Annotated in this window: 22 protein-coding genes; 6 read left to right on the top strand and 16 right to left on the bottom strand. The window is 64.1% G+C overall.

Features of this window, described 5'->3' with window-relative positions; all coding sequences use genetic code 11:
• Positions 1-128: 128 nt before the first annotated feature.
• Positions 129-1634 (bottom strand): glucose-6-phosphate dehydrogenase, encoded by a 1506-nt coding sequence (gene zwf, locus G1E_RS15575; protein ID WP_009683147.1) that lies wholly within the window; start codon positions 1632-1634, stop codon positions 129-131.
• Positions 1631-2614, bottom strand: coding sequence for a phosphogluconate dehydrogenase (NAD(+)-dependent, decarboxylating) (gene gnd, locus G1E_RS15580; RefSeq protein ID WP_029887475.1), 984 nt, complete (start codon positions 2612-2614; stop codon positions 1631-1633). Before gnd ends, zwf begins: the two co-directional genes overlap by 4 nt.
• Before the next feature lie 201 nt (positions 2615-2815).
• Between gnd and G1E_RS28725 the strand changes: the two genes are divergently transcribed.
• From G1E_RS28725 to G1E_RS29570, 6 genes are all read left to right on the top strand, one after another.
• A complete protein-coding gene (locus G1E_RS28725; protein ID WP_009683150.1) occupies positions 2816-2983 on the top strand; it encodes a DUF6026 family protein in 168 nt (55 codons plus the stop codon).
• 185 nt (positions 2984-3168) lie between these two features.
• Positions 3169-4074: a LysR family transcriptional regulator gene (locus tag G1E_RS15585; protein ID WP_047149926.1), complete on the top strand. Its 906-nt coding sequence runs from the start codon at positions 3169-3171 to the stop codon at positions 4072-4074.
• Positions 4075-4238: 164 nt separating this feature from the next.
• The gene (locus G1E_RS15590; RefSeq protein WP_047149927.1) at positions 4239-5198 is read left to right on the top strand and encodes a hypothetical protein; all 960 of its coding nucleotides are present in this window, start codon (positions 4239-4241) and stop codon (positions 5196-5198) included.
• Positions 5199-5224: 26 nt separating this feature from the next.
• Positions 5225-8365, top strand: coding sequence for a T6SS effector BTH_I2691 family protein (locus G1E_RS15595; RefSeq protein ID WP_177329612.1), 3141 nt, complete (start codon positions 5225-5227; stop codon positions 8363-8365).
• Complete coding sequence (locus G1E_RS29565; RefSeq protein WP_232961698.1) at positions 8365-9144, top strand: DUF6708 domain-containing protein; 780 nt, start codon at positions 8365-8367, stop codon at positions 9142-9144. The genes G1E_RS15595 and G1E_RS29565 overlap by 1 nt, the downstream gene beginning before the upstream one ends.
• 135 nt (positions 9145-9279) lie before the next feature.
• A complete protein-coding gene (locus G1E_RS29570; RefSeq protein WP_235575289.1) occupies positions 9280-10050 on the top strand; it encodes a DUF6708 domain-containing protein in 771 nt (256 codons plus the stop codon).
• 100 nt (positions 10051-10150) lie between these two features.
• On the opposite strand, the gene G1E_RS15605 is transcribed toward G1E_RS29570, so the two are convergent.
• The 14 genes from G1E_RS15605 to G1E_RS15670 form a co-directional block, all read right to left on the bottom strand.
• A complete protein-coding gene (locus tag G1E_RS15605; RefSeq protein ID WP_009683157.1) occupies positions 10151-10846 on the bottom strand; it encodes a response regulator in 696 nt (231 codons plus the stop codon).
• Positions 10843-13497, bottom strand: a complete 2655-nt coding sequence (locus G1E_RS15610; RefSeq protein WP_047149929.1) for a sensor histidine kinase KdpD — start codon at positions 13495-13497, stop codon at positions 10843-10845. The genes G1E_RS15605 and G1E_RS15610 overlap by 4 nt, the downstream gene beginning before the upstream one ends.
• A 3-nt stretch (positions 13498-13500) precedes the next feature.
• Complete coding sequence (kdpC, locus tag G1E_RS15615) at positions 13501-14064, bottom strand: potassium-transporting ATPase subunit KdpC (RefSeq protein ID WP_047149930.1); 564 nt, start codon at positions 14062-14064, stop codon at positions 13501-13503.
• Positions 14065-14074: 10 nt separating this feature from the next.
• Entirely contained in the window at positions 14075-16129 is a 2055-nt protein-coding gene (gene kdpB / locus G1E_RS15620) for a potassium-transporting ATPase subunit KdpB (RefSeq protein ID WP_033690476.1), read from the bottom strand.
• Positions 16130-16138: 9 nt separating this feature from the next.
• Positions 16139-17833 (bottom strand): potassium-transporting ATPase subunit KdpA, encoded by a 1695-nt coding sequence (gene kdpA, locus G1E_RS15625; protein WP_009683165.1) that lies wholly within the window; start codon positions 17831-17833, stop codon positions 16139-16141.
• A 9-nt stretch (positions 17834-17842) separates the two neighbouring features.
• Positions 17843-17932 (bottom strand): K(+)-transporting ATPase subunit F, encoded by a 90-nt coding sequence (gene kdpF / locus G1E_RS15630; RefSeq protein WP_033690477.1) that lies wholly within the window; start codon positions 17930-17932, stop codon positions 17843-17845.
• A gap of 175 nt (positions 17933-18107) precedes the next feature.
• A complete protein-coding gene (locus G1E_RS15635) occupies positions 18108-19160 on the bottom strand; it encodes an AI-2E family transporter (protein ID WP_047149931.1) in 1053 nt (350 codons plus the stop codon).
• A 12-nt stretch (positions 19161-19172) separates the two neighbouring features.
• Positions 19173-19967, bottom strand: a complete 795-nt coding sequence (locus G1E_RS15640) for a DUF4892 domain-containing protein (protein WP_047149932.1) — start codon at positions 19965-19967, stop codon at positions 19173-19175.
• Between the two features lie 108 nt (positions 19968-20075).
• On the bottom strand, positions 20076-20930 hold the full coding sequence (locus G1E_RS15645) for an alpha/beta hydrolase (RefSeq protein WP_009683168.1): 855 nt from the start codon (positions 20928-20930) through the stop codon (positions 20076-20078).
• The gene (locus G1E_RS15650; RefSeq protein ID WP_009683169.1) at positions 20927-21715 is read right to left on the bottom strand and encodes an alpha/beta fold hydrolase; all 789 of its coding nucleotides are present in this window, start codon (positions 21713-21715) and stop codon (positions 20927-20929) included. The genes G1E_RS15645 and G1E_RS15650 overlap by 4 nt, the downstream gene beginning before the upstream one ends.
• Before the next feature lie 71 nt (positions 21716-21786).
• Positions 21787-22194, bottom strand: coding sequence for a hypothetical protein (locus G1E_RS15655; RefSeq protein WP_009683170.1), 408 nt, complete (start codon positions 22192-22194; stop codon positions 21787-21789).
• Between the two features lie 117 nt (positions 22195-22311).
• Positions 22312-22770: a phosphohistidine phosphatase SixA gene (sixA, locus tag G1E_RS15660; RefSeq protein ID WP_009683171.1), complete on the bottom strand. Its 459-nt coding sequence runs from the start codon at positions 22768-22770 to the stop codon at positions 22312-22314.
• Entirely contained in the window at positions 22767-23114 is a 348-nt protein-coding gene (locus tag G1E_RS15665; RefSeq protein WP_009683172.1) for a DUF4389 domain-containing protein, read from the bottom strand. Before G1E_RS15665 ends, sixA begins: the two co-directional genes overlap by 4 nt.
• Positions 23115-23138: 24 nt before the next feature.
• Entirely contained in the window at positions 23139-24164 is a 1026-nt protein-coding gene (locus G1E_RS15670) for an NAD(P)H-dependent glycerol-3-phosphate dehydrogenase (RefSeq protein ID WP_009683173.1), read from the bottom strand.
• Between the last annotated feature and the right edge of the window lie 84 nt (positions 24165-24248).

The following is a 24248-nucleotide window of genomic DNA, read 5'->3' on the forward strand; positions in this document are numbered from 1 at the left end:
AAGTGGTTGCCTGTGCTGGCCCTTTCGCTTGTCAACCCGCCCCACAGGGCCGCACCGCCCAAGGGGTTGTGCAGCACCTGTCAGAGGGGGTTCACTCGCGACGCGGCCGGCACACGCCGAAAAACCTGTTACCCCAATCGGTGCCATTCCCGCTTGTCCCGGCTCAGCAGGTCATTGCCCGCCTCGGGGCCATCTTCACCCGCCGGGTACTCGTGCACCTCGCCCCCCTGGGCCCAGGCATCGAGGAACGGCTGCACGGCACGCCAGCCGTTCTCGATGTTGTCGGCCCGCTGGAACAAGGTCTGGTCACCGGTCAGGCAGTCATAGATCAAGGTCTCGTAGCCGGTCGCCGGGGTCATCTTGAAGAAGTCCTTGTAGGCAAAGCCCAGCTCGACGTTCTCCATTACCAACTCCGGCCCGGGGCGCTTGGCCTGCAGGTCGAACCACATGCCTTCGTTGGGCTGAATCTGGATTTTCAGGTAGTTGGGTTTGGGGCGCTCCAGCTCCGACTCGCGGAACTGCGCGTACGGTGCCGGCTTGAAACAGATGGCAATCTCGGTGTCACGCACGCTCATGCGCTTGCCGGTACGCAAGTAGAACGGCACCCCCGCCCAGCGCCAGTTGTCGATCATCACCTTCAGCGCCACGTAGGTTTCGGTCTGGCTGTCGGGCGCGACATTGGCCTCCTCGCGGTAGCCGGGCAGGTGCTTGCGCCCCTGCTTGCCGGCGCTGTACTGGCCCCGCACGGAATGCTTCAGCGCCATCTTCGCCGACCACGGGCGGATGGCGCCGATCACCTTGGCCTTTTCGCCGCGCACGGCGTCGGCGCCGAACGCTGCCGGCGGTTCCATGGCAACCATGGCCAGCAGCTGGAACAGGTGGTTGGGCACCATGTCGCGCAAGGCGCCGGTGGCGTCGTAGAAGCCACCCCGCGTCTCGACACCGACGGTTTCCGCGGCGGTGATCTGCACATGGTCGATGTAGTGGTTGTTCCAGAACGACTCGAACAACCCATTGGAGAACCGGCTGACCAGAATGTTCTGCACCGTTTCTTTGCCCAAGTAGTGGTCAATACGGTAGATCTGCCGCTCGCCCATCACCTTCAGCAGGCAGGCGTTCAACGCCTCGGCACTGGCCAGGTCGGTGCCGAACGGCTTCTCCACCACGACCCGCCGAAAGCCGCCGGCAGACTCGTCGAGCAAGCCGGCCTCGCCAAGGCGCTGGGCCACTTCAGGGAAGAAACGCGGCGAGGTGGCCAGGTAAAAGATGGCGTTGCCGTGGCTGGTCTTGTCGATGCGCTTGCCCAGGGCCTGGTAGGTGGCCGGGTCGAGGAAATCGCCCGTCTGATAGTCCAGGCGCTTGGCCAGCCGCGCCCAGAGTTTTTCGTCCAGGCACTGGGCGGCGCCTTCGCCGCCCTTGTCACGCTCGGCCATGAACGCATGCAGGCGTGCGGCAAATTCCTCGGCCGTGGCAGGGTTGTGGTCAACGCCAACGATGCGCAGGTTGCGGTCGAGCAAACCGTCGCGGCTGAGGTTGTACAGCGCAGGCATGAGCAAGCGCTTGACCAGGTCGCCATTGGCGCCGAACAGAAACAGCGTGCAGGGGGGTGCGGCCGGAGTGCTCTTTTTAGTCATTCGTCTTTTTTCTCGACATGGCCACCGAAGCCCAGGCGCATGGCCGAGAGCACTTTGTCACCGTAGGTGCCCTGCTGCTGACGCGAGCGGAAACGGGCAAACAATGCGCTGGACAGGACCGGTACCGGCACTGCCTGCTCAACGGCGGCATCGATGGTCCAGCGGCCCTCGCCACTGTCGGATACCGAGCCACTGAACTGCGACAGCTGCGGATCGGCCACCAGCGCATCGGCGGTGAGGTCGAGCAGCCACGAGGTAACCACACTGCCCCGGCGCCATACCTCGGCGATTTCGGCCACATCGAGGTCGAAGCGCTGGTCTTCCGGCAGTTCGTTGCCGCCTTTGCTGCGCAGCAGGTCGAAGCCTTCGGCATAGGCCTGCATCAGGCCGTATTCGATGCCGTTGTGCACCATTTTCACGTAGTGGCCGGCGCCCGGTGGGCCAGCGTGGATATAACCATGCTCGGCGCGCTGGTGTTCGCCGCTGCGGCCATGGGTGCGCGGAATGTCGCCTACACCCGGTGCCAATGCCTTGAACAGCGGCTCCAGGCGCTCGAACACGTCCTTCTCGCCACCGATCATCATGCAGTAGCCGCGGTCCAGGCCCCATACCCCGCCAGAGGTACCTACGTCCAGGTAATGCAGGCCACGCTTGGCCAGCTCGGCGGCGCGGCGCATGTCGTCCTTGTAGAAGGTGTTGCCGCCGTCGATGATGGCATCGCCCGGCTCCAGCAGCTCGGCCAGTTGCGCGATGGTCTGCTCGGTCGGCTCGCCAGCCGGCAGCATCACCCATACCGCGCGTGGCGCTTTCAGTTTTTGCACCAGCGCGCCAAGGTCGTGTGCGCCCTGGGCGCCCTCGCCTTCAAGGCCGGTAACCGCCTCGCGGTTGCGGTCGTGCACCACGGTGCGGTGGCCAGCGCGCATCAGGCGCCTTGCGATATTGCCGCCCATGCGGCCCAGCCCGACGATTCCCAGTTGCATGAGCCGATGCTCCCCTTTCGAAATAGATGACAACAGTCCAGCTGTTCAGGTTAGTCCAGCATGCCGCCCGAGGGTTCAGCGACGAACGGCAAGACCACGATAAACAAAAAAGTTCCCAAGGCTTGTGAAAGAATTCAAAATGCGGCCGCCAGAAGCGTCTACGCTTTGAATTGTCACCAGCCAAAACCGCGAGGTGTGCTCATGGGTACCTTGATGCCTGCAACCCCAACCCAGACCCTCTATGTCTCCGTGCGCCGTGATGAGCTGCGTAAACTCAAAGACGAACGTGACCAACTGCGCCAACAGGTCGCCGAGCTGAACGTGTTGCTGGACCAGGCACGCATCGCCGCTAAAGCCATCGACCTCTGATTCCCCCCGCCCTCGGTGGGAGTCCTGCGCTCCCACGCTGCAGCCCTGCCCCGCGGTAAAAGTTGAATTGTGAAGGGTTCGCCTTCAAGGCGCGCGATTTCAGGCCTCGAAAAACTCGAACCCTGCACCGGCCACCCCATCCAGTACCATCGGCTACCAACGCCCCCACATCAGGTTCAGCGAACATGGCCTTCTCCAGCGAATCCCTGGCAATCTTCCTCGCAGTGCTGGATGCCGGCTCGTTCTCCGCCGCCGCCCGCAAGCTGGGGCGGGTGCCGTCCGCGGTGAGCATGGCAATCGCTCAACTCGAGGCCGAACTGGACCTGCCGCTGTTCGACCGGGCAACGCGCAAGGCCCTGCCCACCAGCGCCGCCCTGGCCCTGGAGCCTCAAGCCAGGCAAGTGATCTGCCAGCTCAACCTGCTCGACGCCCAGGCCCTGCAATTGCACCAGGGCCTGGAGAAACGCCTGACCATCGCCATGGCGCCCGAACTGCAGACCGGGCGCTGGAGCCAGCCACTGGAAACCCTCGCCCAGGCGTTTCCCAGCCTGGAAGTGGAAGTGCGCTCGGCCACCCAGACCGAGGCCATTCGCCTGCTGCACGAAGGCAGCGTGCAACTGGCACTGGTGTTCGAGCGGCCAGGCATCGATGAGCGCGAGTCATTCCTCGAAGCCGGTAGCCAGCTGCTGGTTGCGGTGGCCTCGCCGCGCCATCCGGCCGGGCAGAACAGCGGCACGCCGCTGCCCGAAGAAGCCTTCGCCGAGCAACGGCAAATCATCGTGGCTTCGGGCAAGCCCACCGGCTCGGACCCGCGCATGGTGCTGTCGCGGCGCATCTGGCTGACCGACAGCTACCTGGCCACCCTGGATCTGGTGCAGTCCGGGCTGGGTTGGGCATACCTGCCACAACCCCTGGTGGAACCGCTGATTGCATCCGGCGCGCTGGCCGAAGTGCGCTTCGACAACATGGCCAGCCGCTTGCGCTTGTGGGTGGACATCATCTGGCTCAAGGCACGCCCCTTGGGCCTGGGCGCCCGCCGTTATCTGGACGTCATGCGCCAGTGCTTCGAGGCAGAGCCGCCCAGGGCCTGAACGGCGGGCGCCCAGCGCCGGGCAGGCCAAGGGGTGCCGGCGGCACGCTGCGGCCTGATTCAAAAAAAGAAAATTCCTACCGCGCACTAAGACTCCAGTAACTGCCCACTGAAGCGATTCCTCGCTAGATTCGCGCTCGCCATCCAGAAGAAAAGGAACTTCTCATGTCGAGCCAAGCCGCACGCGGCTACCAGCAGTCGGTGGATGACTTCGCGCACCGGCACCGCCACCCCGATGAAGCCTTTTACCTGCTGCTGGCCCCCTTCGCTGGCTGCCCGGGCGGGCACCCGCTGGACATCGCCAGGCTGGCCGAGGCGCTGGGCAGTGACGCCGTAACGCGCATCGACAGCAGCGGCCTGGTGCAGGCCCCTGAACGCTGGCCTGCGCTGGTGCGGCTGGCCCGCCCCGGCCAGGCGTGCGGCGCGCTGGCCGCATTGAGCGCAACCTACGCCGCCCGAGAGGCTACGGCCACCTGGCACTACGTGTGTGCCTGGCTGCTCAGCGATCAACCCGCCGATGCCATTGCCCGGTATATCAGCCAGCAGTGCCATGTGCTGCATCAGCCCGCCCCGCATGGCATCACGGCCTGGTACGAACCCGTGAGGCTGGCGTTGCTGCGCGTCACCCTGAACAATGCTGGCGCAGTACTCGGGCCGATTCGCAGCTGGCTGCATCCCGATGGTTGCGGCAGTTGCACGGTGCTCGAACGGCCATCGCCGGCTGGCGAGCTGCGCATCACCCGGGAAGTCCGCGCAACCCAGAGCGTCGCGCCACAGATCATTCAGTTGCTCAGTGCCTGGCATCGCCTGGCGACCGCGCAAACTGGCGCCACCCGTGGCCAATGCCCAGGCTCATCCGGCTTGCCGGCCAACGCGCCCGTCCATGTCATGAACCTGATGATCAGGGCCTTCAAGCAGGGCCTGCGCGACCGTGGCGATATCCAGTGCATGTGCCTGCACCTGCTCATGGTCCACCCCTTGCTGCTGGAGCACCCGACCATCCAGCGCGATGTGGCACGGGCGGTGGCTGGCCAGCAACGCCTGGCAGCCTGCTTCGCCCGCTACGGCGACAGTGCCTGGGCACGCATCGTCGCCGACCTGCCGCAGGCAGGAGGCTACTCATGAGCATCAGTGCAACCATCCATGCCGCCATGCAGGAAGAAATCCCCAACAGCCACGGCGGCTGCAACGCCTGCGGGCGTATTGGCCTGCCCATCCTGCTGCTGCGCGAGGCCTATGCCCCGCGCCCCGATGCCGGGCACCTGTTTCGCTGGGCCAGTGACAGCGAAATCACCTACCACCCGATGCACACCGACCAGCTCCGCCTGTTGCGCCAAGGCTACGTTTACGTACTGCTCGACCAGGCCACCTGGCAGGCCTACGCAGTGGCGGCCGATGCCACCTTGCAGCGGTTTCCGGTATCGCAGATGCCGCTGGGGCCGCCCAGGCCATTGCCCAAATGGTGTGCCACCGCAGGCCATGACGTCATCGCCTCGTTCATCAACATCGACACGTCGCTGTACCGCACCGCTTGGGTTGCCTTCGCCAACGATCCGTGGCCGCGCACCGTGCTCGACCGCTACCGCAAAGCCATCGCCCAGTCAGACCCGGCTACCCTCGCCCGCTTCGTCGAAGTCGACCTGCACCGTGCACGCAACGACCCCGCCAGCCTCGGCATCGCCATGACCGACAGTTTCCGCTTCGGCATGGAGGGCGTGCTCGAGTTCTCCACCTTTTCATCGGCCCGGTTCACGAGTGCTCACGGCTTCTACAGCCGTTTGGGTCGGTGGTCCGAAACCCACAACTATCTGCGTACCGTCATTGCCCGGGAACAATTGCCAAACGGTGTGCTGGCGCTGACCTTGCCCGACCCCGTCGGCATGGTGGTGGAACTGAACGCTCAGCGCACAGGTTGGGTCCAGGCCATGCAGGCATGGCGCGCGCAGCCGCAGCGGCACTTCGAGTACTTCACCTCCCAGGCGTTGCTGGGCATCCAGCAACTGCATGCTGCCACGGCCGCCGCACAGGGCGCCGAGGCAGCTGAGCGTAAGGCACGCCAGGTCGAGCAGTGGAACGACAGCCCCGTCGGCATCAAGGCGCACCTGCCGCCAGTGGATATCGCAAGGCAGACCCGCCGCAACACCGCCCGCAACCAGGAGCAGGCCCGGGACCGCTTGCAAGCGCGCTACGACGAAAGCGCCCGCGCGGCGTTCCAGGCTGGCTACGACCGTGAACTGAACCACTGGCAGTCGATGATCGACCAGGTTGGCCAGCTGTACGCGCTGCACTACGCCCAGCCGGCGTTTCACCAGATCGCTCGCTTCGACTACGACGCTGCCGACCCGGTCTCGGTCGAGTACTTCATCCAGATGATCGCCGACTGCCTGGCCGGGGGCCCTAGCGAACTGATGCCCGAGGAAGGTCAGCCGCTGGGTATGACGCAGCTCGTCTGGCAGCAACTGCTGGAAGACGAGCACAGCTTGTTGTACCAGGCGCTGATGGCCAGGAACCAGACGCTGCTGCAGCACGTGATCGGCGGCTTGGCAGGCGACGACTTCGGCAAGGTCTACGACATCATCAAAGCCATCGCTGGCACCCCCGAGGGCCAGTTGCTGATGGTCAAGCCGCTGCGGGATGCCATCGGTCAACTGCTGGCCGCGACCACCAGCGCAGGGAATACGCTCGCCCAGCACCTCAGCGAACGCAGCCGCACCCTGGTCGGCCATGTGCACCGGGCGGCTTTCGCGCTGTATGCCGGGCAGCACGTAACCCCGCTGCGCGTTTCATTGACCGTCGGCGAGTACCTGAGCGTGCTCGACGAGGCCCTGCAAATCCGTACCGATGCATTTCTGCAGCAGGTCGACCAGCAGTTCCGCGACCCCGTGGGGCGCAAGGTCCGCGCCATGGTGCTGAGCGGCGCAATCAATATCGCCGCGGTCGGTAACCGCAACCAGATGATCGACGTGGTGCTGTGGACCTTCGAGGGCGCCGAGCAATTACAGGCACGGTTGGTCCAGCTGAAAACGTCGACGGCCGAAGGTTTCGGCGCGCTGGTGCGCAATGTGGCGATCGGTGCAGCCTCGGTAAAGGCACAGGTGTCTGCCGGGCTGCAGATCAGTTCGGTGGCGGCGCAAAGCGTGGCCAGCGATGCAATGCGTAGCCTGCGGGATGCGGCGACCGGTACGGGCAGCGTCGGCCTGCTGCTTGCGCTGGGCGGGCTGTGGTTTCAGCAGGACAGCCTGCGTAGAAACTACCGGGCGTTACAGCAGACCCATCAGCACAACCCCGAGGCGCAGGCGGCGGTCTGGTCTTCATCGCTGGGGGTGCTGGGTGCCAGTGTTGAGGCCGCAGGACTGGTTGTTGCGCAGGTATTCGCACGTACACAGCGCCCTGGGCAGATACTAACGGCGGGTTTGGGCATCAGTATTGCGCGGTACGGCGGCGGCATCGCGGCGATGGCTGGTGTTATGGATGCCGTGCAGTACTGGAATGCCGGCCTTCGAACTGGCCGTGAAGGTGATGAGTCAGCGAACTTCCTATACAAAGGCGCTGCCTGGGTATCAGTAGCCTCTGCGGGCTTTGGCATTGCTTTCTTGGGAGCATCGCTCATAGCGCTAGGCTTTATCGTTTTTTTGGGACTGGCGGCCTACACGCTGGCGACGATCGCCAACAACCATGAGTCCTCATTGCTGGAGTTGTGGGCCCGACATAGTAGATGGGGAAAGCCAGAGGGGCATCGACGCTGGATCGACGAACAGGACCTTAGCAACGCGGTAAGTGCATTCAATGCAGCAGTCATTGGTCTACATGCTTACGTGTCGATCAGAACGAGGTTCCAATCCTCTCACACCGCACAAACGCCACATTCAGTAGGGGCACTGCTCAATGACGGAAATTCTGTTGCAACGGGTTTTTATCTCGACGTAGATCTTAGGCTGCCGAGTGCCACCTCCGAACTTACCAAGTACGAATGGCATCTCGCAATTATCCCAGCAGGTGTTGATCGACAACGCTGTACCGCTGCTTATAGCTCGGATACTGGTAAAATCGAACACATCCCAAGTGATTTGGGCGGCGTTCTCGCTGACTTAGGAAGCCTTGAAAAATACTTTACTCTCAAATCCCTCGACAGAACAATTCACATTACTGGTTCACTCCCGCTCCTGGACAACCACAACATAGAGAAAGTTGAGTTGACGCTCGCCTACTGGCCTAACAGAAACGATAAATCGAGCCACGCTAAAGTGGTGATAATCGAGAACATAATGAATTCAGTCTGGAGCATATTTTAATGTCTCGCCCGCTGCTGAACCCTCCTTGCAAAGGTTGGAAGGAAGACCTTCCATTGCCAGATACCTCAAACACAACTGCGCCTGGTTTAGGTTATCAATCTCCTAACCACCAAGATATGATCTATCTCGAAATAGCTAGGCCTTTGGGCGGAGCCAGGGAATTGATGTTATTTTTTTCATTTCCTATGATTATCTTCACTGCCACCTTACCTCTTAATATAATACAGATTTCTGAACTTCTTGATTCTGAGCTCATACTTATTAGCGTCTTGCTGCTAGCCGGCGGAATATGGGCATCTGCCTTCTTCATTCGCATTAGCCTATCCCCCCCTCGCGACGAGCCTATTCGCTTTAACCGTAAACGAAAAAAGATCTATGCCTACAACTTCAAACACTGTTGGTGGAATCCCTTCGGAACTTGGAAGGTCGAGACAGTCTGCTACGACTGGTCGCAAGTCCGTGCCGAGCGATGGTTTCAGCGCGGCATGCTGCCAAACGGTGTCCCCATTTTCAAATGGGGGGTCATGCTGTCCATCGTCGCACCCGGAACGAACAACGTCATCGACCGGTTTCCCCTGAGCACCATGGGGGCGGATCAACATGCCTGGGCTTACATCTGCACTTACATGCAGCATGGCCCCAGCGCCTTGCCCCCACCTGGGGAGCCCAAGAATCACAACGACGTACTCTGGTGTGAACTCGCTTTGCGGCTAGCCCCTAAAGTCGAGTGGCCGGCCGAAATGGATCGGGAGTCGAGAACAGCATCTCTAGGTAATTAGGCAGTGAGTTAACTCGATGCTGGGACAACAACCTGGAGGGCATTGAGCGCTTGCTTGTGTATTCACCCTGCAGATACGACCAATCGAGCTTTGTAAAAATCGATACAAAATTAATCGCTTCTGGAGCATCTTTCAATGTCTCGCCCGCTGCTTAATCCTCCCTGCACTTTCTGGAAGGAGGACCTCCCTCTTCCTGATGACCCGTGTACAACTGAGCCAAGCTTAGGCTACAAATCTCCAAATCATCAAGATTCAATCTATCTTGAAGTATCTAGAGCTATAAGCTGGGCTAGGGAACTAGTAATCCTCTTTACATTACCTGCAATTTTCATCATTGCAACAATTCCTTTCGACATGATAAAAAGTTTTGCATATCTCGATTCTGAGCAAGTATTCATTGGCACTCTTTCGCTGATCCTCGAAATATGGGTGTGTGTATTTTTAATTCGAAGGTGCATATGCCCCCCTCGCGACGAACCCATTCGTTTCAACCGGAAACGAAAAAAAATCTATGCCTACAACTTCAAAGACTGTTGGTGGAAGCCTTTCGGAACCTGGAAAGTCGAGCCAGTCTGCTACGACTGGTCGCAAGTGCGCGCCGAGCGCTGGCTTTACCGTGGCGTGCCGGGAAACGGTGCGCCCAGTTTCAAATGTGGGGTGGTGCTGTCCATCGTCGCACCCGGAACAAACAACGTCATCGACCGGTTTCCCCTGAGTACCATGGGGGCGGATCAGCATGCATGGGCTTACATCTGCACTTACATGCAGCATGGCCCCAGCGCCTTACCCCCACCTGGGGAGCCGAAGGATCACAACGACGTACTCTGGTGTGAGTTCGCCTTGCGCCTGGCCCCTAAAGTGGAATGGCCGGCCGAAATGGACCTGGAGTCTAGAACAGCACCATGAAGTCACCCGATGCTCAATTCACCGGGCGAAGAACCTGTTCCCCCCAGGCAGCCGCGTGGTCGGCGCTGCGTGATCCAGCCGCAACCAGCGCGATTTTCCGCTAGGCAACAGGCGCCACCAGCCTGTAACCCACCCCCGCCTCGGTGATGATGAAGCGTGGCGCCGTAGGGTCATCGCCTAGTTTCTGGCGCAGGTGCCCGACCACGATGCGCAGGTAATGGGTATCCTCCACATGGCTGGGCCCCCAGATATCCTTGAGCAGTTGCTGCTGGGTCATCACTCGCCCCGGGTGCCCGGCCAATAACGCCAGCAGCGCGTACTCCTTGCGTGTCAGCGCCACCTCCACGCCCTCCAGGGTTACCCGGCGAAAGGCGAAGTCCACCGTCAACGGCCCGAAGCTGGCCTTCACTTCCGAGCCCCCGGCTTGCGGCACCTGGCGCAATAACGCACGGACCCGGGCGAGAAATTCCTGGATACCGAACGGCTTGGTCACATAGTCGTTGGCCCCACCATCCAGCGCATCGACCTTCTGCAGCTCACTGGCACGCACTGACAGCACCAACACCGGGACCGAGCTCCATTCCCGCAGCTCCCGCAACACCTGCTGGCCGTCCATGTCAGGCAGGCCCAGGTCCAGCACGACCAGGTCCGGCTTGCCCAAGGCCGCCTGGGCCAAGCCTTCGGCACCGGTAGCCGCCTCGAGCACCTTGTAGCCTTGCGAGGCCAGGCTGATACGCAGGAATTTGCGGATCTGCGGTTCATCGTCGATAACCAACAGGGTGGCGGGCTGGCTCATGGGCTTTCACTTTCGGCTGCAGGTTGCGGGGGCAGCGGCAAGCATAAAGTGATGCCGGTGCCCTGGCCATCAATGCCTTCGCCCACCAGGATCTGCCCGCCATGGGCACCGATCATGCCCTGGCAGATGGCCAGGCCCAGGCCAGTCCCCTGCCCGCCGCGATCGCCACGGGCGGCGGTGTAGAACATGTCGAAGATCTTTTCGCGCTCGGCCACGGGAATGCCCGGCCCCTGGTCGCTCACGGTCAGGCACAGCCGCTCGTCCTGCACCGCCACCCGCAATTCCAGCCGACCATTGGCCGGCGAGAAGCGCGCAGAGTTCTCCAGCACATTGACCAATGCCTGCTCGATCAATGCCGCATGCACGAACAGCAGCGGCAGATCGCCGGGCACGTCGGTGTGCACGCGAAGCGGCGCCAGCACCACGCGCAGGCGGTTGAGCGCACTGCCGACGATATCGGCTGGCGCCACCCAGTCGCGGGCCAGCTTGAGGCCACCGTGCCCCAGGCGTGTCATGTCCAACAGGTTCTGGATGTAGCGGTCCAGGCGCTCGGCCTCGTCGCGGGTGCCCTCCAACAGCTCGCGGCGGTCGTCGAGCGGAATCGCTTCGCCCAGCGCCAGCAAGCTGTCGATGCTGCCGCGCATGGCCGTCAATGGGGTGCGCAGGTCGTGGGATACCGAAGCCAGCAAGGCACTGCGCAGCTGCTCGGTCTCGCCATGCAAGCGCGCGGCTTCCAGTTGTTCGGCAAGGCGGGCACGGGCCAGGGCCTGGGCCAGCGGCTGGCCAAGGGCGATCAGCAGGCGCCGACGCGGGTCGCTCAGCGGCTGGCCTGAGCGTGGGCGCACGCCCAACAGCGCCAGCGGTTGCTCATCCACCGCCAGTGGCCACCACCACCAGCGCCCCTCCGGCAGGGTGTCGCTGCCGTGCCCGGCGGCCTGCCCGTGTTGCCAGGCCCAATCGGCGGCGGCCCGCTCGGTGGCGCTGAAGCCCTGGTGCTCGCCGCTGGCCACCTGCAGTTGGCCATCGGCAGTGCGCTGCAGCAGGCACACTTGCAGGTCGCGCCAGCCGCCCAGGTGCTGCCCGGCGGCGTTGAACACGGCCTGGCGGTCAGTGGCCACCGTCAGCCTGCGCGACAGGTCGAGCAATTGGCTGGTCTGCGCCTGGGTTTCGCGCAGCGCCTGCAACTGGCGGCGCTGGCGGGCGGCCAGGTTGCCGGTAAGGGCGGCCATCAGCAGGAAGAACACCAGCGTCAGCACATCTTCTTCGCGCTGGATGCTGAACGAGAAATTGGGCGGAATGAACAGAAAGTCATACGCCAGGAACGACAGTGCCGAGCAGGCCAGGGCCGGCCCCAGGCTGCTGCGTACCGCCACCAGCAGCACCGCGGCCAGAAACACCAGCGAGATGTTCGGCAGTGCCAGCACGCTCGACACGGCCCAAGCCAGGCCTGCGGCCATCCCGGTGGCCAGCAACGCCAGCAGGTAGTGCCGCCAGACCCACACCCGGCGCACCGCCGAACGCGGCGCCGAGGGCTGTACATCGCGGTCTAGCACGTTGATTTCCAGCCCATGGCTTTCACGCAACAGCCGGGCAGCCACCCCTGCACCGAACCAGCGCCGGTGCACACGGTCGCGCGACTGGCCGACCAGTACCAGGCTGGCGCGCCGCTCGGCCGCATGCTGGATCAGCGTGCGCGCCACTTCACCGGCACGCAGCAACACCACTTCGCCTCCCAGGCGCTCGGCCAGTTGCTGGGCCGCCTGCAGGCGCTGGCGGGCTGCCTCGTCACGCAAACGGCCGTTGTCCACGTGCACCAGGCTCCACGGCAAGTGGCGGCGCTGGGCCACGCGGCTGGCGTGACGCACCAGGCGCTCGGCCTGGTCATCGCCATCCACACCGACCAGCAGCCGGCCGCGCAACGCGGGGGCTGCCTGCCCGCGCTGGCGGTAGCCATGGGCCAGGTCGGCATCGACCTGGGCGGCGGCCGTCTGCATGGCCAGTTCGCGCAGAGCGGTGAGGTTGGTTTGCGAGAAAAACGCATCGATGGCGGCCCGCGCCTGCTCGGGCACGTACACCTTGCCTTCACGCAAGCGCTCCAGCAGCTCACGCGGTGGCAGGTCGATCAGCACCAGCTCGAAGGCTTCCTGCAGCACCCAGTCAGGCAAGGTTTCGCGCACGTGCACGCCGGTGATGTCGCGCACCTTGTCGTTGAGGCTTTCCAGGTGCTGCACATTGACCGTGGTGTACACGTCGATGCCCGCGGCCAGCAGCTCCTGCACGTCCTGCCAGCGCTTGGCGTGGCGGCTGCCGGGGGCGTTGGTGTGCGCCAGCTCATCGACCAGTGCCAAGGCTGGCGCACACGCGAGCAGGCCGTCGAGGTCCATTTCCTCAAGGGTGACCCCCCGATACTGGCTGCGCAGCATGGGCTGCTGCAACAAGCCGGCAAGCAGCGCCTCGGTTTCGCCACGGCCATGGGTTTCGACCACCCCGGCCACTACCTGCACGCCCTGGCGTTGCTGGGCATGCGCGGCTTGCAGCATGGCGAAGGTCTTGCCCACCCCCGGCGCAGCACCGAGGAACACCTTCAGCCGGCCACGGCCGGTGCGCGGCAGGGTAGCCAACAACGCGTCTGCACGCGCGGAATCACTCATGTTTCATCCTTTGCTCTTGCTGGCGAGTTTTTCCAGGGCCCGGTTCAACGCCAGCACATTGACCACCGGCGGGCCGATCAATGGCCTGAGGGTGGCCTCTTCCTGCAAGGCTTGCAAGCGCGCCACGGGCAACTGCCGCGCCGCTGCGACCCGGGGAATCTGATAGGCCACCGCCGCCGGTGGCAGGTGCGGGTCCAGGCCGCTGCCCGAGGTGGTCAGCAGCGCCTGCGGTACCGGCCCTTGCTGGGCCTGGTACAGCAGCGCCGCATCGCCCTGGACCCGCGCCACCAGCGCCGGGTTGCTCGGCGCAAGGTTGCTGGCGCTGCTGGCCACGGTGGCGTAGGCGCCTGCCGAAGGCCGTGAATGGAACCAGCCATCGCCCTGGAAGTTCTGGGCAATCAGGGCCGAACCCCGCACCTGGCCCTGGTCATCGCGCACCAGGCTGCCGTTGGCCTGTACCGGGAAAGCCACCTGGGCGACTCCGGTCACCACCAGGGGGTATAGCGCGCCAGTGATCAAGGTCATCGTCAAGGCCAGGCTCAAGGCAGGGCGTAGATAAGCGTTCATGGTGGCCTCCTCAGACCAGGTGCAGGGCGTTGAGCAACAGATCGATCAGCTTGATGCCGGCAAACGGCACCACGATGCCGCCCAGCCCGTAGATCAACAGGTTGCGCCGCAACAAGTGGGCAGCGCTGGCCGCCTGGACCCGCACACCCCGTAGCGCCAAAGGAATCAGCACGACGATGATCAGGGCATTGAACACGATGGCCGAAAGGATCGCGCTTTGCGGGCTGGCCAGGTGCATCAGGTTGAGCACCCCCAACTGCGGGTAGATGGCAGCGAACAGCGCCGGCAGGATGGCGAAGTACTTGGCCACGTCATTGGCGATGGAAAAGGTGGTCAGCGCCCCCCGGGTCACCAGCAACTGCTTGCCGACCTGCACCACGTCCAGCAGCTTGGTCGGGTCGCTGTCCAGGTCGACCATGTTGGCCGCCTCGCGCGCCGCCTGGGTGCCGTCATTCATGGCCATGCCTACGTCGGCCTGGGCCAGCGCCGGGGCGTCGTTGGCACCGTCGCCGCACATGGCCACCAGGCGGCCGTCGTTCTGCTCCTGGCGAATGCGCGCCAGCTTTTTCTCCGGCGTGGCCTCGGCCAGCACATCATCCACCCCGGCCTCCGCTGCGATGGCAGCAGCCGTCAACGGGTTGTCACCGGTCACCATCACGGTGCGGATACCCAGCTTGCGCAATTCGGCGAAGCGTTCGCGGATGCCAGGCTTGACCACGTCCTTGAGGTGGATCACCCCAAGCAGGCGCTTGTCCAGGCACACCAGCAAGGGCGTGCCACCGCTCTGGGCGATGCGTTCAACCTCACGGGCCAGCGCTGGCGGCATGTCCAGGCGCTGCATGCCGACGAATGCCAGCACCGCATCGACGGCCCCCTTGCGGTAGCGGCGCTGCTGGAAGTCGATGCCCGACAGGCGCGTTTCGGCACTGAATGCCACGGCTTCGTAGTGCCCGGCAGGGGGCTCGACAACGTCATGCAACTGACGCAGGTACTCGACGATCGACTTGCCTTCTGCGGTGTCGTCGGCCAGCGAGGCCAGCAGGGCGCCCTCCCCCAGTTCCCGCGCGGTTACCCCCGGTGCAGCGTGCAGCGCGCTGCAACGGCGGTTGCCGAAGGTAATGGTGCCGGTCTTGTCGAGCATCAGGGTATGCACGTCCCCGGCCGCTTCCACGGCACGGCCCGAGCGGGCGATCACGTTCAACCGTACCAACCGGTCCATACCGGCAATGCCGATGGCCGACAACAGGCCACCGATGGTGGTGGGGATCAACGTCACCAGCAAGGCAGCGAGAAAGATCAGCGGCAGGCTGCCGCCGACGAAGTGGGCGAATGGCTGCAAGGTCACCACCACGATCAGGAAGATCAGCGTCAGCCCGATCAGCAGGATGTCGAGGGCGACTTCATTGGGGGTTTTCTGCCGCTTGGCACCTTCGACCAGGGCAATCATGCGGTCCAGGGTGGACTCGCCCGGGTTGCTGGTGATGCGGATCAGCAGCCAGTCGGAAACCAGCCGGGTGTTACCGGTGACGGCCGAGCGGTCGCCACCGGATTCACGAATGACCGGCGCCGACTCACCCGTGATCGCTGCCTCGTTGACCGCTGCGATCCCTTCGAGCACCTCACCATCGGCGGGGATCATTTCACCGGCCACCACACGCACCACATCGTCTTTGCGCAAGGCGCCGGCAGCTACCGTTTCATAGTGGCCGTCACGCTGACGGCGCTGGGCGGTCAAGCCTTGGCTGCCGGCCTTGAGGCTGTCGGCGCGGGCTTTACCGCGCCCTTCGGCAAGGGCTTCGGCAAAGTTGGCGAACAACACGGTGAACCACAGCCACAGGGCAATCTGCACGGCCACGCCGCGGCTGACGCCACTGCCAGGAGCAAAACACAGTACCGTGGTCAGCAGCGCCGTCACCGCCACCACCAGCATGACCGGCGAGCGCTGCAACTGGCGTGGGTCGAGCTTGACCAAGGCCTGTACCAGCGCTGGGCGCCACAGCGCCGCAAACCGGGTCTGGTCTTTGGCACTGTGCCGGGCTTTCATTTCAGGAATGGGCATATTCATGGTCGATCCTCAAAAACCCAGGCTCAAATGTTCGGCGATCGGCCCAAGGGCCAAGGTCGGCAAAAATGTCAGGCCACCGACCAGCAGGATGGTCACCAGCAGCAGGCCGGTGAACAGCGGGCCGTGGGTGGGGAAGCTGTTGACTCCAAGGGGCGCGGTCTTCTTGGCCGCCAGGCTGCCGGCCAAGGCCAGTACCGGCAGGATGTAGCCGAAGCGGCCGATCAGCATGGCCAGGCCGATCATCAGGTTGTGGTACACCGTGTTGGCACTGAACCCGGCGAACGCCGAGCCGTTGTTGGCGGCACCCGAGGTGTAGGCGTACAGCAGTTGGCTGAAACCATGCGCCCCCGGGTTGCTGACCGCCCCTGCCGGGCCCGGCAGGCTGGCAGCGATGGCGCCAAGCACCAGCACACCCAGCGGCATCACCAGCAGCGTGGCCACCAGCAACTGCACCTCACGGGCCTGCAGCTTCTTGCCCAGGTACTCCGGCGTACGACCAATCATCAGCCCGGCCAGGAACACGGCGATCAACACGAACAGCAACATGCCGTACAGCCCTGCGCCGACACCGCCAAAAATCACCTCACCGACCATCATGTTGACCATCGCCACCATGCCAGTCAGCGGGTTGAGGCTGTCGTGCATGGCATTGACCGAGCCATTGGATGCGGCAGTGGTGGTCACGGTCCACAGTACCGAAGCGGTAGTACCGAAGCGGCTTTCCTTGCCTTCCATGGGGCCGCTCTGCTGGACCTGTTCGCCTGCAAGCGCCGGGTTGGGCTGGTGCTCGGCCCACAGCGCCGTGCTGCCGCCAATCAGGAACAATGCGAGCATGCAGGCAAGGATGGCGCGGCTCTGGCGCAGGTCCTTGACGTAGTGGCCGAAGGTGAACACCAGGGCCGCCGGAATAAGGATGATCGATGCCACCTCGAACAGGTTGCTCCAGGCCGTGGGGTTCTCGAACGGGTGCGCCGAGTTCACGCCGAAAAAACCGCCGCCGTTGGTCCCCAGCTGCTTGATGGCGATCTGGCTGGCGGCCGGGCCCAACGGGATACTCTGGTCGGCACCTTGCAGGGTCAACGCGTGGGCATAGTCGGCAAAGGTCTGCGGCACGCCCTGCCATACCAGCAGCAGCGCCAGCAACAGGCACAACGGCAGCAAACCGTAAAGGGTGGCGCGGGTCATGTCGACCCAGAAGTTGCCCAGCGTTGCGCTGCTACGCCGGGCAATACCGCGGCACAGCGCGACCAGCACGGCCAGGCCCGTGGCGGCGCTGACGAAGTTCTGCACCGTCAGGCCAAGCATCTGGCTCAGGTAGCTGACCGACGCCTCGCCGCTGTAAGCCTGCCAGTTGGTATTAGTGACGAAGCTGACGGCGGTGTTGAATGCCAGCGACCATTCCTGGCCAGGCAGGTGCTGCGGGTTGAGGGGCAGGTAGCCCTGCAACAGCAATACCGTGAACAAAAGCAGGAAGCCGGCCAGGTTGAAGCTCAGCAACGCCAGGATGTACTGGCGCCAGTTCTGCTCTTGGCGGGCATCCACCCCTGCCAGCCGATAGCAAGCCTGCTCGACCGGGCCGAGTACCGGTGACAGCCAGGTACGCTGGCCTTCCATGACCTTGAAATAGAAACGCCCTAGCCAGGGTGCCGGCAGTAGCACCAGGGCGAAGAATGCCAGGAGCAAGGCGTAGTCGTAACTGTGCATGGCCGCTCCTTAGCCGCGATCGGCGCGCAAAAGCGCCACCAGCAGATAAAACGCCAAGGCCACTGCCAGTAGCAGTGACAGCCCGTCGAGCATGTTCATGTGTGGTTCTCCCCGAGATGCGGCTTGGGCCGCTTTGGGGAATTGTCCGAGGAAGGGGTGTAAAGGAACGAGATGGAGGGGCAGCGAGGGGTATAAAGAATGCGTAAAGATCAGGGTGTCGAGGCCGCGGCGCGGCCCGCTTCGCGCACGCCTGCGCGAAGCGGGCCCGTACAGGCTAGTGCTGGGGCGGTTGCTCTACGGCGTTACGGCTCCAGTCCAGCAACAGGCTGTAGCCGACCGCCAGCAAGGTAGGCCCGATGAACAGGCCAATGAAGCCGAACGCCAGCAGGCCGCCGAACACGCCCAGCAATACGATCACCAGCGGCAGGTTGCCGCCCCGGCTGATCAGGTAGGGCTTGAGCACGTTGTCCACGCCACTGATGACGAACGTGCCCCAGATACCGAGGAACACCGCCATGCCGTACTCGCCCTTCCACACCAGCCAGGCGGTGGCCGGGATCCAGGCCAGTGGCGGCCCCATGGGAATCAGGCTGAGCATGAAGGTCACCAGGCCGAGCACAATGGCCCCCGGCACGCCGGCGATCAGAAAACCGATCAACGCCAACAGCGCTTGCGCCGCGGCGGTACCAATCACCCCGTTGACCACCCGCTGCACGGTGGCGGCCACCAGCTCCAGGTAGTACGCGGCACGGTCGCCCATCAAGCGGTGCAGCAGGCGCAGCACGAACGCCGACAAACGCGGCCCGTCACGGTAGAAAAAGAACACGAACACCAGGCTGAGTGTGAGTTCCAGCACGCCGCTGCCGATTTGCGCGCTGCGCGCCAGCAACCAGTTGCCAACCTGCCCCAGGTGCGGTTTGACCGAGGCCAGCAAGGCTGCCCCCTGCTGGTCCAGCGACTGCCACCAGCTGACCAGGCGCTCGCCCACGAACGGCAGGCCCCCCAGCCAGGCCGGGGCATCTGGCAGGCCGTCGACCTGCACGTCACGGACGAACGCGGTGGCATCACGGATGTGGTCGGCCAGGTTGAAACCCAGCCACACCAGCGGTAGCGCCACGATCAGGATCCAGGCCATGGTCAGCAGGCTGGCCGCCAGGGTCTCGCGCCCCCCCAGTACCCGTGTGAGCAGGCGCATCAACGGCCAGCTGGCAAAGGCCAGGATAGCGCCCCACAGCAATGCCGATATGAACGGTGCCATCACCCAAAGGCCGGCCCCCAGCAACGCCAGCAACAGAATCTGGACCAGCAGGCGATCATTGTTGACCATCGCAGCACCCGCTCAACGAATCAGTTCAAGGTGCAAGCCAGTGGTAGGCGCAGTGCCCACTTCAAGGCGACCGTTGCGCACCCCGGCCTTGATCAGCGCCTCGCGCCAGGCTTCGGCCTGAACGCCGCTGAGGCTGGCACGCAGGGTACTGTCGAGGTTCAGGCTGCGTGCCAGCAGGTTGGCCCAGGCAGGCTGGGGTGCCGCCAGGTCCGGGTAGTCGAGCTTGCCGGTATCGCGCATTTCACGCAGCACCGTGGCCGCCGTGGGCAGCAAGTCGCCCAACGGGCTGTCGGCGACGAACTCTTCCACATGCAAATAGGCGCGGCGGTTGCCGCGGGTAACGCTGTACAACGCAACCAGAGTGTCGGCCTGTTCTGCCGAACGGCGCAGCAGAATGAACGCCTGTTGTTCGTCCCCCCCGTTGAGGCGGGCATTGGCAAACACCTCGTTGGCCCACAGGCTGGCCTCGCCGCAATCGCGGCCCTGGCACCAGAACAGCGGGTAACCACCGTCGCGCTGCAGCGCCTCGCGGGCGCTGGTGAAGGCTTCGCGGGCGGTGCGTTCGACCGGCAGCTCGTAGGTGACCGAGCTGACCTGGCCACGGCTTTCGACCTTGTCGTCAACCCGCAGGCGGCCGCTGATCTTGCGCAATGGGCCCAGCGGGTAGACGCGCTCCTGCTCCACGGCCGGGCGCTGGTCGACCACGTTGGCGTCTGCAGGCACCGGCAGGCTGCCAGCCCACAGCAGCGGGCTGGCCAATGCCAGGCAGGCAGCTGCAACGGTGCGGATGGACAGGGGCGCGCTCATCGGCGACCCAGGCGGCGCCGTGCGCCGAGGTGAAGCTCCAGGTTGTCTGGCAATTGCATGGTTGTCTCCCTTTCAACCCGCCAAGCCTCGACACTTGTCCGGTGCAAGTCAAGCAAAGCCAAAGAAGCGATTGAAACAGTCTGCGACAAGGGCCGCGCCCTGCTCATCGTTCAAGTGCAGGTGGTGGCCACCCGGCAGTGTCATTTGCTCAAAGGGTAGCTGCTCCAGCAATGCGGTATGGCGCACCAGCATCCCGTCGGCGGCAATCACCAGTTGCGCCGGGCAATTCACCCGGCGCACGTAGGCCATGGCCTGGGCGTCGCTCAGGCGCAACGGCGAAGGCAGGGTCAGGCGGCTGTCGCTGCGCCAGCTGTAGCCCCCGGGCACCGGCATCAGCCCGCGCTGCGCCAGCAGTTCGGCCGCTTCCCGGCTTACCGCGACCATGCCCTTCATGCGCGCCTGCACACCTTGCTCGAGGGTGGTGTACACCGATTTGCGCTTGCCATCCAGGCGCAGCTGCGCCAGCAACGCCATGCCCAGGCGCTCACCGGCATCCTGCTCGGCGCCGGTGGGTGGGATAACGCCGTCGATCAAGGCCAGGTGGCTGACGCGCTCCGGCAACGCACCGGCCACTTGCACCGCAATGATGGCGCCGAGCGAATGGCCCAGCAGGGCGAAACGCTGCCAGCCCAGTTGCTCGGCAACCCGCAGTACATCGTGGGCGTAGTCGGCCAGGGCATAGCTGGCCCCTGGCGGGCGGTGCTCCGAATAGCCATGCCCAGCCAGATCCAGGGCAACGATGCGCAAGCCGCGCAACAGCGGCGCCAGGCGGGCGAAGCTGTTGGCGTTGTCCAGCCAGCCATGCAGGGCGATCACCGGCAGACCGTCCACAGGCCCGAACAGGTGTGCGGCCAGTTCGATGTGGCCCAAACTCAGGCGAACTTCCTCGACCTGCGCGCTCATGCCTGGCCCCAGCGGTCGAACAGGCCCTTGAGCAGGCTGGCGGTATCGGCAGGCCGCTCCAACGGGAACATATGCCCCCCTGGCACACTGTGATACTCCCCTTGCGGCATGCCACGCACCGCCAGGGCATGGTGGCGCCGGATGACCTTGCTGCGGTCACCGCGCACCATGGCCAGCGGCACCTGCAATTGTCGCGCCGGGGCGGGGCTGGTATGCGGGATACTGCGGTAGATGCTGATCTCGGTGGCCGGGTCGAAGCGCAGTTGCAGGCCCTGCTCCATCGCCTGCAGGCCATGCTCTAAGTAAGCGTCCAGGCAGTCGGGGTCGAACTGGCGAAACAGGGACTTGCCGGCGAAGTACTCACGGGCACTGTCGCGGTCCGTGAAAAGCTGACGGCGCCCCAAGGTGCGCCCGGCCGGGGTGATGCGGTCGATGAAGCCGAAGCGCTTGGCGGTGCGCAGCAACCATTGGTCTGCACGGGTCAGCACCGGAGAGTCGAGCATGACCACCCCACGGTAGTACTCGGGGCAGCGCAACGCCGCGTGCAGGTGCAAAACCCCACCCAGCGAATGGCCTACGCCCCACACCGGCTGCTCCTGCTGCGCCAGGTGGTGCAGCAATTCATCGACCAGGCTCTGCCAATTGTCATCCACCGGAAAGCGCGGGTCATGGCCGTGCTGAGCCAGGTGTTGGACCTGATAGTCCGGCGCCAACGCGGCGAACAGCTTGCCGTAGGTGGCCGAGGGAAAACCGTTGGCATGGGCGAAAAAGATCTGCTGCGACATGGCGCCTGATCCGGACGGGAATGATGGCCCATTGTCGGCATGGCGAGCCGGTTCGGCAATGCCCGGAAAGGTCATCGGCGGCGGCTATCAGGCCATGAAGCGTGGTCGAAACTCTCCAGTGAACGGCGAAGGCAGGCCTGCATGTAGGCCAGTTGGCTCTGCAGCGCCTCACGGGCCAGGCGCTGGTCCTGGTGATCCAGCTGCAGCCGGCGCAGGGCCAGGCAGCTGGACTGCAGCAGATGGGATACCCGCAGGCAGGCATCCTGCAGGGTCTGCAGGTCGTGCTCGCTCTGTTGCCGGGCGATCGGCCCCGGCACCCCATAACCCTCGACCTTGCGCATCAGCTGGTAGAATTTGGCGTCGGCAGCCTCGCGCAGCAGGCTGTACTGGGCGAAGTCCAGCGAAACGCCTTGGTCAACCTGGTCTATGGTGGGTTGCAGGTCCAGGGAGCACAGCAGCTCCCACATCGCACCGCTCATGCATCGCTCCCTGACTGCTGGTTTTCGGGCAACGCTATCAAGCAGTCGACGCGAGGGACAACTGGCAAAAATGTCAGTTGCCATCTCGGTGTATTGGGGCCCCAGGCCCCCGCAAGCTCAGGCAGGGGCGTTGAGCGCCTTCAGGGTCATCAGCCCGGCCAGGGGCCACTCCCCTTCCAGCTCGGCCAGGCTGGCCGTGCTCATGGCCGCTGGCTGTTGCAGGTGGCCATGTTGCAACAGCCCGACCAGGTTGCCCACCAGCGGCTGATGGCTGACCAGCAGCACATGCTCCAGCCCCAGCCGCTCGATTTCGCCGATGACCTGCTGCACATCGGCCTCTGGTGTGAGCCAAGGCACGGTGCGCAGTGGCTCGGCAAACCCCAGGGTCTCGTGCACCAGCGCCGCAGTCTGCTGGGCCCGCACATAAGGGCTGGCGATGATCGCCTGCAATGGCTGCCCCAGCAGGTGGGCAGCGCTGCGCACCACCTGCTCGCGACCATGCGCAGTCAGGCGCCGTTCGGCATCGCTGTTGGCCCGCAGTTCGGCCTCACCGTGGCGCAGTACCCACAGTTTCACAGCTTGGGCTCCTCGTCACGCACAGGGTGCGGGGCCGGGGCTACGGCGTGCGGCGCCTCGCCTTCCGGCGCACGCGCTGCTGGCCAATCGGCGAACGGCCAGGGTTTCTGGTCGGTATGTAAGGTGCCGAAACGGCCGATCTGCGCCAGGTACTGGCTCAGGCTGTCGCCGAAATTCATCAGGCTGGCGCTGGGTGCGCCATACACCAGGCGGTAGACCAGTTGCACCAGCACCAGGCCGCCCAACAGCAATTCAGCCAGTTGCCAAACCACCAGGAACACCAGCATCCACAGCACCCGCAGGATGATCGACTCGCGCTGGGCGCGCTCCGGGGTATCGTTCATGTACCGCTCCTTGCTCTGTTCGGCTCAGTTGAAGCCGCTGATGGAAATGAAATCGACGTCGGTCTTGGGCTCGGCACGCATCAGGTGCTCGATGACCTGGTTCAGCGTGCGGCCCTCGAACAGAATGGCATGCAGGCCCGCCACCAGCGGCATGTACACCTGCACCTCCTGGGCCTTGGCCTTGAGCACCTTGAGCGTGTTGACGCCTTCGGCCACTTCGCCCAGGCGGGTAACGGCCTCCTCCAGGCTCTGGCCCTGCCCCAGTGCGAAACCCACCTGGTAGTTGCGGCTTTTGGGGGACGAACAGGTGACGATCAGGTCACCGACCCCGGCCAGGCCCAGGAAGGTCATGGGGTTGGCGCCCAGGCTGACGGCAAAGCGGGTCATTTCGGCCAGGGCACGGGTAATCAGCATGCTCTTGGTGTTTTCGCCCATGCCCAAGGCCACGGCCATGCCGGCGATGATCGCATAAACGTTCTTCAGCGCCCCGCCCAGCTCCACGCCAAATCGGTCGGCACTGGCGTAAACGCGGAAGGTACGCCCGTGCAACACCGTTTGCACCTGCTGGCACAGCGCTTCGTGTTCGCTGGCCACTACCGTGGCAGTCAACGCGTGCTCGGCAATTTCGCGGGCCAGGTTGGGCCCGGACAACACGCCGATGCGTGCCTGGGGGGCGATCTCTTCGAGGATCTGGCTCATCAGCTTGAAGCTCTGCGCCTCGATGCCCTTGGTCAGGCTGACCAGGCCCTTGCCGCGCAACAGCTCGGCATGCGGCGCCAGCACGCTGCGCAATGCGCTGGATGGCAGGGCCACGAACACCAGCTCGCTGGCTTGCAAGGTGGCCAGCAGGTCATTGACCGGTTCCACCCCGTCGTGCAGGCGAATGCCCTTGAGGTAGCGCGGGTTTTCACGATTGACACGCATGGCCTCGGCCTGGGCCGGGTCGCGCATCCATTGGCGCACCGGCACACCGTTTTCCGCCAGCAGGTTCGCCACGGCGGTGCCGAAGCTGCCGCCGCCCAGAACTGCAACAGGTTGCTGTTCAGTCATATTCAATCCGTTAAAGCCATAAATTAAGTGGCGACCGGCGCATTATAAAGCCAAGCTGCAAGCTTCGAGCTACCGGCAGCGAGA

The organism is Pseudomonas sp. TJI-51, from assembly GCF_000190455.2.
In the GTDB taxonomy this organism is placed as follows: Bacteria; Pseudomonadota; Gammaproteobacteria; order Pseudomonadales; family Pseudomonadaceae; genus Aquipseudomonas; species Aquipseudomonas juntendi.